Raw genomic sequence first — 10,142 nt, forward strand, 5'->3', positions numbered from 1 at the left:
CGACCCTAGGTTGGCTACTGCTCGGGCGCCCGCTGGGCACGCCGGGCCTCGTCGCGGCGCGCCGTGTCACGGCGGATCGCGTCGCGCCGGGCGCGGCAGTACCAGATGCCGATCAGCCCGAGCCCGAATCCGGCCAGGCAGATCCACTGCCAGTCGCCCCGGCCGTGGGCGGCCATGGAGGAGTGGAAGGGCAGCAGCACGAGGAAGCCGATCAACCACACCACTGTGCCGCCGGTCACGATGGCGACGTCGTTCGCCTCCATCGGCGGGGCGGAGGGCAGCTTGGTCGTCTGCTTCATCAGGCCGGGCATCTTCACCTTCACGTCGCTGAGCGTACCGCGACGCCTCGGAGCGCCCTTTGTTTAGAGGTTTGTACAGTCTACGCGCGCAGATGGCTAAAACCTTTTGTTTATTTGATACTGGACGCGCTCGAACCCCGCCCCAAATCAGGAAAGCCCCCTCCATGACCTCGGCCGCCCCTGCCACGACCGCGCCCGCCGATCCCGGACCCCACACGCCTCGCAACGGCCTGGACCGGTACTTCAAGATCTCCGAGCGGGGCTCCAGCTTCGGCCGTGAGATCCGCGGCGGCGCCGCGACCTTCTTCGCGATGGCCTACATCATCGTGCTGAACCCGATCATCCTTTCCTCGGCGACGGACAAATTCGGCCACCACCTGAACAGCGGTCAGCTGGTCACCGCCACGGTCATCACCGCCGGGTTCACCACGCTGCTGATGGGCGTCTTCGCCAACGTCCCGATCGCGCTCGCCGCCGGCCTCGGCGTCAACAGCGTCGTCGCGCTCCAGCTCGCGCCGAAGATGACCTGGCCGGACGCGATGGGCATGGTGGTCCTCGCCGGTATCGCGATCATGGTCCTGGTCGCCACGGGCCTGCGCGAGCGCGTCATGGCGGCGGTGCCGCTGAGCCTGCGCAAGGCCATCGCCATCGGCATCGGCCTCTTCATCGCCCTGATCGGCATGGTCGACGGCGGCTTCGTCACCCGCATCCCGGACGCCGCCCACACCACCGTCCCGCTCCAGCTCGGCGGCAACGGTCACCTCAACGGCTGGCCGACCCTGGTCTTCATCCTGGGCACGCTGCTCACCCTGATCCTGATCGTCCGCAAGGTCCCGGGCGCGATCCTGATCTCCATCGTGGTCGCCACGGTCTTCGCGATGATCGTCGACAAGGTCGCCACGATCCCCGCCGACAGCTGGGGCCTGACCGTCCCCGCCCTCCCGCACAGCGCCGTCGCCACCCCGGACTTCGGCCTGCTCGGCAAGGTCTCCCTCTTCGGCGGCTTCGGTCAGGTCGGCGTGCTGACCGGCGTCCTCTTCGTCTTCACCGTGCTGCTGTCCTGCTTCTTCGACGCCATGGGCACCGTCCTGGGCGTCGCCGAGGAGGCCCACCTCCTCGACAAGCAGGGCAACCTGCCGGGCATGAACAAGGTCCTGATGATCGACGGCATCGCGACCCTCACCGGCGGCGCGACCTCCAGCTCCGCCGGCACCTGCTTCGCCGAGTCCACCACCGGCGTCGGCGAGGGCGCCCGCACCGGCCTCGCCTCCGTCGTCACCGGCCTCCTCTTCGTCGCGGCGCTCTTCCTGACCCCCCTGGCCACCATGGTCCCCAGCCAGGCGGCCACCCCGGCCCTCCTGGTCGTCGGCTTCCTGATCATGGCCAGCGGGATCAAGGAGATCGACTGGTCGGACTACACGATCGCCATCCCGGCGTTCCTGACCATGATCATCATGCCGTTCACGTACTCAATCACTAACGGAATAGGGATTGGTTTTATCGTCTTCTGCATCCTGCGCATCGCGACGGGGCGTTGGCGTGAGGTGCCGGTGGCGCTGTACGTGGTGGCGGGCGTGTTCGCCTTCTACTACCTGATGCCGGCGCTGGGGATCGGGCAGTGACCTGCGGCTGAGCAAGCCAAAGGGCCCGCCCACCGGTGTCGAATCTGGTGGGCGGGCCCCGTCGCTGTTCGGCGTCGGGCAGCAGCGCTCAGGGGGTGGCTCCGATCGGTACCGCCATGGCTGCGGCTTCGGTGGCGTCGGTGGGCACTGCGGCCTCGGGGCGGCGCAGGTCGAGCACGATGAGGACGAGCCCTGCGGCGCCGAGGTAGATGAGCAGGTTGATCAGTTCCTGGCTGGTTCCGTGTCCGTCGAAGTAGATCGATTGGTGCAGCAGGATGTAGGCGTTGCGGGGCGGGAGGTAGGGCCCGAGGTCGCGCCAGAACGTGGGGAGGTAGGGCACTCCGCTCGCCCCGCCGGAGGACGGGTTGCCGAGCAGGATCACTACGATGACGGTGATCAGCGTGCCGATGGGCCCGAGCAGTTTTTGCAGGACCGCCGCGACGAAGGCGACCACGGCGACGATCAGTGAGCAGATGATCCAGAACCTGCTGCTGGGGAACGCCTGCAGCCAGTAGCACACGACCAGGTCGACGATCAGGCCGCTGACGATGGCGAATCCGGCGAGCTGTGCGGCGCGCCAGCGGCCGGCGGCCTTGCCGGTGGCGGCCATGAGCAGGGTCGAGCTCATGTATCCGCCGATAAGCAGGGGAACGAGCATGAGCCCTTGGACCAGGCCGAAGGGGTCCTTGGCGGCCAAGGGGAGCGGAGCGTACTGCTGCACCGCCAGCGTCTGGCCGGTGGTCTTGGCCGCCGCTTCGAATCGCACCGCGAGGTCGAGCGGTGCCAGGTCGCTCATGGACGGCACCACGATCAGCGTGGTGGTACCGCCGGACGAGACCAGCGCGCCGAAGAGTCGGGCCTGATCGATGGCGGTTTTCGCGGCCGACTCGCTGGGGTACTGGGTGACCTTCAGTGAGATGGTCTTCTCGGCTTCGGCCAGCATGGGCGAGGCTCCGACGACGCCGATGGGCAGGTTCGATGCCTTGGGCGCGTGCTCGGCGTCCATGTAGGTGGTCGCGAAGAGGCATTGCATGACGGCGCAGATGCCCAGCGCGACGAGCATCCCGATCGCGGCCCGCCGCCGGCCTGCAGGCTTGGCCGCGGGTGTGCCCTGGTCCGGCGCGTCGGCCTGGGCGCCGCCCGTCGGGGTGGCGCTCCTGGCGGGACGGATGCGACCGAACCAGGCGATGACGGCTGTACCGGCGGCCGCGTAGAGCAGCAGGACGATCAGCGGGGTCGTGATGCCGTTCCCGCCGAAGTACAGCACGCGGTTGATCAGAGTGATCGCACTCTGGGGCGGCAAGATCACGCCGATGTTGCGCCAGTAGACCGGCAGCAGGTAGGTGCCCAGCCCCCCAGCGGGTGGGCCGCCGACGACGATGAACAGCACCGCTACCAGCAGCGTGCCCATTTTGCCCACCAGAGCCTGCAGCGCGGCGGCGGCCAGCGCCACCGCGGAGGTCACGAGCCAGAAGCAGGGCAAGAGTGGCCAGAAGTGGCTGCTGGAGAACGCCGCGATTCCCAGCCCGGCGATCAAGTCGGTCAGCAGGGCGCCGGCCAGGGCGTATCCGGCAAGGATGGCCGCTCGCCAGGGCGCGGCGGCGACGCCGTGGGCTGCCTTGAAGACCAGCACAGCGGCCAGATAGCCGCCGATGAGCAACGGCAGCAGCAGCAACGACGTCACCGCGGCGACGGGGTCGCTGGCCGGAAGCGGCTTGACGTTCTGCACCGTGACGGGTCTGTCCAGCTTGTGTGCGGCGTCCAGAAACGCCGGCTCCAGCTCGGTCTGGGCGAAGAAGCTCTTCGGGGGGACCACGATCAGCGTGTCGGTGGAGCCACCGCTGATGTAAGCGCCGTACAGCTCGCCGCGGTCGGCCGCATTCGTCGCCGCCGACGCGTTCGGATACTCGGTCAGTGCGAGTCCCGCTCTCGACGCCACTGCGGCGACCACGGGTGAGGGCGGCCCGGACACGCCGAAGGGCATGTTCCGCGGCACCAGTAGCTGCTGGGCGCTGACCAGGCATAGGGCGAACAATGCCTGTGCGAAGAGCACCAATCCGAGGGAGATGACGATCTTCATCGTGATGCGCCGCCGCACGCCCCCAGCCGAAGCGGGATGTGCCGTCCGACTCGCCATCGCCGTCCTCCCAATGCACTCCGTGGCGACATCTGAGCTGTGAAAGGACTAGGCAGGGGTCGCCTGAGCCGTCATCAGCCCGACGCCTCTTCCGTGCAATCACCACACGGCGACGGAGCGTTGGCGCGAGGTGCCGGTGGCGCTGTACGTGGTGGCGGGCGTGTTCACGTTCTACTACCTGATGCCGGCGCTGGGGATCGGGCAGTAGAGTCTGGCGGCCTGAACGAGCAGAGGTGGCGGACCTTTGACCGGTCCGCGGCCTGTTGCGATCTCAGGCAGATCCCGGTCAGGTTCACTAGGGCTTCGATCGTGGCCGGGGTGGGGCGACCGCCGCGACCCCGCTTGTGTGGGGTAGCCACGGAACGCCCGTATTGATCGACGCGCGGCCAGGGCCCCTGTCGTAGCGCGTTGCGCGGCCGTCACTTGCAGGCCCTCGATACCTCGGGCGGTGCCGCATCCCTGGACCGCTTGGTGAACGCCTGCCAGGATGATGTTCAGGTCGGAGTTATCGGGGGGTACACATGGCCGGAGTGACGCAGCGCGTGACTGCAGATCAAGTGCTCCAAGCGATACGCCTACTTGGCATCGACATGCATCCCGATCCGGAAGTCCTGCCGAACGGGCCGACTGACGAGCACATCCCGAGTCTTCTGGGTGCCCTGAGCGCGACCGTGGATCAAAAGATCGCAGCCCTTGGCCCGGGGCAAGAGGTCCGCGAAAAGGTCATAGGAGCTTACCTGAGCCGTTTTGTGGACCCCGCCACGGAAGGAGTATTGGTCGGGGACTTCCTGACGGCGCAAGCGGCTGTTGTGTTCCGCGTCGCTGAACTGCTGGTGGCTTTGGAGGGCCACCGCGTCGGAGAGGCGGCCAACTACTTGGCAGCAGCCTTGTTCCGGTCACTCGTACTGATGTCGAGAATGGTGCGGCGACATGGGCCCGACTTCTCGCAGGACGCCCGAGCGCTCGAAGTCATCGAGGGGGAGATTCGGGCATCCCTGGATGCCATCGAGAGCAGCATCAGCATGCTGCGCGAAGGCGGCGCTGGCGCCTGAGTGCCTCGTGGCTGGGTGTCCTCTTCAGCGCGGTGACGGGGCGTTGGCGTGAGGTGCCGGTGGCGCTGTGCGTGGTGGCGGGCGTGTTCGCGTTCTACCTGATGCCGGCGCTGGAGATCGGCCAGTGACCTGCGCCTGGGCAAGTCAAAGGGCCCGCCTACCAGTCTCGAACCTGGTGGGCGGGCCCTCCTGTTGCCTGGTCTCAAGCAGCGGAGAGCAGGTCGCGGGCCCGCTCGTTGAAGTCGGCCACGAGCTGGTGTTTGCCGTAGGGGACCATCCGGCGCTTGAGGTCCTGCACCGCCTCGATGCAGCGGGAGGACTTCACCTGCCGAGAGAGCTTGATCGTCCGGATCCCGGCGGCGTGGGCCGCTTCTAGATCCCGGTTCTGGAGGTGGGATCCGGCGAGAGCGGCTTGGGACATCGCGCCACGACGGGCCCGCTGCTGAGAGGCGGCATGGGCGATCGAACGGCGGGCGAACTCGGCTGCCCGCTCGTTGTCGCCGACGTCCCGGAGCGTGTTCGCGTGCTCGCCGTTGAGGTACGCCGGGTCGATGAAGCGGGCCCATTCCGGCTCGGCATCCGGGTTGACGTTCTCGTAGATGCGCTCGCCCTCGGCCACGGCGTGTGCGGCGGCGCGCCTGTCGCCAAGGCGAGCCAGTGCGCGGCCTTCGAGAGTCCACAGGTCGGCCAGGCACGCCCTGGACTCGGGGTTGGTCTTGGACAGGCCGTTGCGCCCGGCCTGGGCCAGACGGCGACCCTCCTCGGGGTGCCCCAAGAGCGTCGCCTGATCTGCCATGCCGGCGAGCACGTGCGCGCCGAGAGCCGGATTGTGTGACTCCTCCGCGAGCCGCAGGGACTGGATCAGGTAGCGCTGTGCCGTGCCGTGCTCGCCGTTGTCGTAAGCCATCCAGCCGAGGAGATAGGTCTGCTCCGCGGCGGCCTCGCACAGGGCGCGTCGAACCTCCTCGGTGTGCGACTGGCGCAGCAGCGGGTAGACGTGCTCGTTCATGTAGGCGGCCAGTGCGAGGCGGCCGGAACCCCCGCCCTGGAAGATGTCCATCTGCTGGAACGCACCGAACATGTTCTTCACGGCGGTCACGTCTTCAAGCCGGACCTGTCGACCGGGCTCGGGCATCTGGTCCAGCGTCTGCAAGAGCCAATCGCGTGATGGCCCAACGGCAGCCGCAATGGCGAAAGTTGATCCTGTCAGGAACTTGCGACGGTCCACGTCAGCCCTCCCAAGGTCAGCGACCGCTTCCACGGTATCTGCGTAGGACTGGCTGTAGACGAGCGACCTGTCAGCCACCGATTCGCTCTCGAAGCCGAGATCGTAGGCCGTGACGCGGTAACCGAAGTGTCCGGAGAAGACATCGGCCAAGAGCTCCGGAACCGGCCACCGGGGGTTCTCCCCGCTCAGCCAGCGCCGGACGGTCGACGCGTCGGCGAACACATGGACCTGGCCACGCTCGACAGCGCGGGCCCGCACTCTGCGCGCGAGCTCGCTGCGAGACCAGCCAGTTCGCTTCAACCAGTCGTCTAACAAGCTATTCGCTGTGGCCATCTCGGCACCCTCGGATCTTGACCTGGCGGCCGTTCAACAGGCTTCAACACCCCAATAGACCGTACTCCCATATGCCGCACGGGTGTTGTCTGAATGTCAAGAACCCCAGCTGGGACCACATGTCGGCTCCAGCGGTCCGGAGGATGTGATGACGATCGAATCCGCTGAGATCCCGATGGCCGAGATAGGGCGCGTTCGGGTTGTCCTGTCCGAGATGGATTGGAGGGAGGTGCTCCGACAGAGCCACCGGTACCGCTGCTGGGCCTGGTCGACTTCGCAGGTTGCGGCGGAGGGTCTCGCCATCGCGGGCGTGGCACGGGGGCTCGTGGCTGAGGCGCTGGCCGACTGGCGTCTCGGTCCCATGGTGGATGACGTGGCCTTATGTGCCGACGAGCTGATCGGTAACGCCGTGACGCATGGGCGGGAGGCGGGGCATCCCGCTCTGTCGCTGGGGCTGCGCTACTTCCCGACCTCTTGCCTCTTCGTGGAGGTCGGGGATCCGAGCCCGGAAGCCCCGCTGCTGACCTGGCTTGACCCGGAGGTTGACCCGGCGGCGGTTCTCTTCACTGATGGTCGTGGGTTGATGATCGTGCGGGAGTTGGCGGATCACATGTGGTGGTCGCGCCAAAGTACGGGCGGAAAGATCGTTTACGCCCGGCTGGACGTCGCGCGGCACTTCGCACCGTTGGCGGGCGGTCGTCGTGGCTGAGGAGAGGCATTGGAAGCCGAGTCCGCTGGCTGGCTACACGTGGAGTACCTGGCTGGCTCCTGCGTACGAGCCGAGGCCCGCGGCTGCTTCTCCGGCTGATCCGCCACCGGATGCTGAGCCCGCGAGGGACGGCGAGTCGCACGGCTGGGAGGAGATCGACCTTGCAGAGGCAGGGGAGGAGAACTGATGTTCCGCTGGGTTGATCGCAGTTCGCGGGCGAGCCGGGCGCAGGTGTTCCGCTGTGGCTACTGCCACGGGAAGGTGCGCGCTGACAGGGCCCGCATCGAGAAGGTGCGCGGCGTGCAGCAGTACGTGCATGCGTGGCATCCGTCGCGGGGGCAGCAGTGATGGCTGCGTTCTGACGGCCCCCCGCTCCCGGCCGCACCTGGACCGCCGGTCGGGAGCCTCTCGCTTGTAGCAATCGAAGATTGTGCCGGACCACCCTCAGACCTTGGCGGGGAGTGGGTGGTCCGGTGGGTTTGCACCCGGTGCCAATGGTACTCGGGTGATCACGCATGTCTGGGCATATGCCCGTCAACTCCGGTCGTTTTTGGTCGGATTGGTCGCCGGAGTGGTGGTGCCGCAGGGTCAGCACTGGGACGTGGAACCTGGGGACGGGATGGCCATGGACGACGGCGGGGCACGCGCCGATGACGGAATGGAGGGGTACGAACTGGAGCTGGACGGCGGGGCTTTGGTGCATGGCGTGGACTACGAAGGGGAGTGGCTCCGTGCGCGGGCGGCCGCGTGCAAGCTGAATGCCGCGCTGGGGCGGCTCGGGGTCGCGCGTGAGCGGCTGCGGGCGCAGGCCGGTTGGGCGGATGACGGTTCCGGCGTGGTGCACGTACGCCTGGATACGGGGACGGCCACATGCCTGGCGCGGCTCCTGGAGCTGGCGGCGGGGCACGGTACGGCGGCTTGATGGTGTCGCCCTGCGCTTCTGCGCATGCCGGGGGCCTGAGCGGTGTGGTCCCTCGTCGATCGGGCAGCTTCGCCGAGCCGGGGTTCTTCGGGGGCCGCCAAGGCTCACGGGTGACCCTTGGGCTTGGCCTTGGCGGGCCCCGGAGGTTCCCGGTACGCCTCCGGTGTCCGGTCGGCGAGGGGGCGCGCCGCGACCCGGCCCACCACTCACTCGTTCGCTGCTGTCGCTGATGGGCGGTCCCTCGGAGGAGGGCCGGGGGCTCGGGGGCAGCGCCCCCGAAGAGTCGGTGTGGTGGTCGTTCCTGCTGCATGGCGCAGCTTGGGTCTGGGGCGGGTTGCCGCTCGGCCGGGACCGGCCGGAGGCCGCAGCCCGGCCGAGGGCGGCAGGTCCGCCCGGCGGCGCGAACGCGCCGCCGCTTGAGACAGTAAATGAACTCTCCAACAGCCTTTCCGGCGCGCTCCCCGCCCCCGCCCCCGTCCCCGGCCCCCGGTCATTGCGGCGGGGCGCCGCGGGTGGGGCAGGCACCGGAGCTGGTGGAGGGTGCTCGGTACAGCCGACTAGGGGAAGCTGGGCCGGTCTGGTCGACGAGTCAGAGCACGGCAGCGCGCGGTGTACGCGGGACCGTCCGCACGCCTGTCGGTCAGATGGTGAGCCTCGGCCGATATCTGCGTGCTGTCATCCGGAGCCCTGGAGCAGGCCCGAGGCTGCGTTCTGGCAGCTCATGTCGGGTCCGTCACGGTTCGGGGCCCGGGCAGATCCTTGCACTGGCTGGGCGCCTGGCGATGCTGGAGGAAGCGTCGCCCGATGCCCGTGACGCGGAGAAGAGCGTGATCGGGAAGGAAGACGGCGTCGGCGATGATCATCGCACCGGAGAAGACCGGTAGCCCGAGGAGGACGGCGATCCCGATGTGCATGCCGATCAAAAGGCTGAGGAGGACGTATTTGAGCCTGCTGAACAGGGCGAACGGAAACGCCACCTGGACCAGGACAGTCGCGTAGCCGGCGAGTGCGATCAGGAGCTGGTGGTCGTCGGCGAGGTGCGAGAGCGTGGGCCAGGGTCGGAACAGGTCGAGATTGACCACGTAGTGCAGCGCGGTGCCGTCCTGCCACAGGCCTCCTTGCACTTTGTAGAGGCCGGCCGACCCGTAGAGGATGCACACCTGAGCCGCGATCACGAACATGCCGCAGTTGTGCACAAGCGTGGTCAGCTGCGTCCGGACCACTGCCGCCTGCTGCCAGGCGGGCCGCGACCGGAGGCTGGCCGACTCGCGACCACGCTCGTGGGCGGACGCGCGGAGTCGTCGCCTGCGGGCGTCCAGGGACCAGCGGTGGCCACATGCCGTGAACATCAGGTAGATGGCCATCAAGACGATCAGGTTGTCCCCACCGTCGGTCATGAAGATGGCGCGGCCGTGGAACGAGGTCACCACGAGGGCGAACAGAACGGATGTCACCCTGGTGTGCCAGCCCAGCATGAACACGGTGCACGTGAGCAGGGCCAGGACGTAGCAGGCCTCGAAGTACGTACCGTTGTCGGAGAGTGTGAGCAGGCTGAACCAGCCGTTTTGGCGGAACAGCTCGCGGGCCAGATTCGGGGTCCAGGGGGATCCCGGTCCCCAGATCTCGTCGCGGTGGGGGAACTCCCGCAATAGAAACGTCAGGTAGAGCAGTCCGTAGCCGATGCGCAGCACGGCTGCCGCGTGGAGCGAGACCGCGTGTTCGGTCAGGAAGGTGAACGCCCTGGTGACGGGGTCGGGGCGCCTCGTTGCGCTGCAGGGGGCGAGCGGCGGCCGGCCCTCGTGACGGGTTTCGGTGTGGGATGTCCGGTCAGTGATCACGG

The 10,142-nt window shown here is 67.9% G+C and carries 9 protein-coding genes; 5 read left to right on the forward strand and 4 right to left on the reverse strand.

Annotated elements, in window-relative coordinates; all coding sequences use genetic code 11:
* Positions 1-14: 14 nt before the first annotated feature.
* On the reverse strand, positions 15-323 hold the full coding sequence (locus TR48_RS22760; protein WP_369405603.1) for a DUF2530 domain-containing protein: 309 nt from the start codon (positions 321-323) through the stop codon (positions 15-17).
* Between the two features lie 140 nt (positions 324-463).
* Here TR48_RS22760 and TR48_RS22765 point away from each other — a divergent pair, with 140 nt between their 5' ends.
* Positions 464-1,921, forward strand: a complete 1,458-nt coding sequence (locus TR48_RS22765) for an NCS2 family permease (RefSeq protein WP_042370280.1) — start codon at positions 464-466, stop codon at positions 1,919-1,921.
* 88 nt (positions 1,922-2,009) lie between these two features.
* Here TR48_RS22765 and TR48_RS22770 read toward each other — a convergent pair whose 3' ends face one another.
* The gene (locus TR48_RS22770) at positions 2,010-4,001 is read right to left on the reverse strand and encodes a hypothetical protein (protein ID WP_152628116.1); all 1,992 of its coding nucleotides are present in this window, start codon (positions 3,999-4,001) and stop codon (positions 2,010-2,012) included.
* A 578-nt stretch (positions 4,002-4,579) separates the two neighbouring features.
* Between TR48_RS22770 and TR48_RS22775 the strand changes: the two genes are divergently transcribed.
* Positions 4,580-5,110 carry a hypothetical protein gene (locus TR48_RS22775; protein ID WP_042370284.1) on the forward strand — a complete coding sequence of 177 codons (531 nt, stop codon included), beginning with the start codon at positions 4,580-4,582 and terminating at the stop codon, positions 5,108-5,110.
* A gap of 202 nt (positions 5,111-5,312) precedes the next feature.
* On the opposite strand, the gene TR48_RS22780 is transcribed toward TR48_RS22775, so the two are convergent.
* Positions 5,313-6,671, reverse strand: a complete 1,359-nt coding sequence (locus TR48_RS22780) for an NsdA family TPR-like regulatory protein (RefSeq protein ID WP_042370285.1) — start codon at positions 6,669-6,671, stop codon at positions 5,313-5,315.
* A gap of 148 nt (positions 6,672-6,819) precedes the next feature.
* On the opposite strand from TR48_RS22780, the gene TR48_RS22785 reads away from it, so the two are divergent.
* From TR48_RS22785 to TR48_RS39140, 3 genes are all read left to right on the forward strand, one after another.
* Entirely contained in the window at positions 6,820-7,380 is a 561-nt protein-coding gene (locus TR48_RS22785; protein WP_052442900.1) for an ATP-binding protein, read from the forward strand.
* Between the two features lie 186 nt (positions 7,381-7,566).
* Positions 7,567-7,728 (forward strand): hypothetical protein, encoded by a 162-nt coding sequence (locus TR48_RS43455; RefSeq protein WP_161789886.1) that lies wholly within the window; start codon positions 7,567-7,569, stop codon positions 7,726-7,728.
* A 157-nt stretch (positions 7,729-7,885) separates the two neighbouring features.
* Positions 7,886-8,302 carry a hypothetical protein gene (locus TR48_RS39140; protein ID WP_152628117.1) on the forward strand — a complete coding sequence of 139 codons (417 nt, stop codon included), beginning with the start codon at positions 7,886-7,888 and terminating at the stop codon, positions 8,300-8,302.
* 719 nt (positions 8,303-9,021) lie between these two features.
* Here TR48_RS39140 and TR48_RS22795 read toward each other — a convergent pair.
* Positions 9,022-10,029: an HTTM domain-containing protein gene (locus tag TR48_RS22795; protein ID WP_084729670.1), complete on the reverse strand. Its 1,008-nt coding sequence runs from the start codon at positions 10,027-10,029 to the stop codon at positions 9,022-9,024.
* Positions 10,030-10,142 lie beyond the last annotated feature (113 nt).

The sequence above is a fragment of the Streptacidiphilus neutrinimicus genome, assembly GCF_000787815.1.
Taxonomy (GTDB): domain Bacteria; phylum Actinomycetota; class Actinomycetes; order Streptomycetales; family Streptomycetaceae; genus Streptacidiphilus; species Streptacidiphilus neutrinimicus.

Bases quoted from the DNA above. Each gene is read 5' to 3' on its own strand.
- TR48_RS22765 (WP_042370280.1), top strand. From the start codon at position 464: ATGACCTCGGCCGCCCCTGCCACGACCGCGCCCGCCGATCCCGGACCC.
- TR48_RS22770 (WP_152628116.1), bottom strand. From the start codon at position 4,001: ATGAAGATCGTCATCTCCCTCGGATTGGTGCTCTTCGCACAGGCATTG.
- TR48_RS22775 (WP_042370284.1), top strand. From the start codon at position 4,580: ATGGCCGGAGTGACGCAGCGCGTGACTGCAGATCAAGTGCTCCAAGCG.
- TR48_RS22780 (WP_042370285.1), bottom strand. From the start codon at position 6,671: ATGGCCACAGCGAATAGCTTGTTAGACGACTGGTTGAAGCGAACTGGC.
- TR48_RS22785 (WP_052442900.1), top strand. From the start codon at position 6,820: ATGACGATCGAATCCGCTGAGATCCCGATGGCCGAGATAGGGCGCGTT.
- TR48_RS43455 (WP_161789886.1), top strand. From the start codon at position 7,567: ATGTTCCGCTGGGTTGATCGCAGTTCGCGGGCGAGCCGGGCGCAGGTG.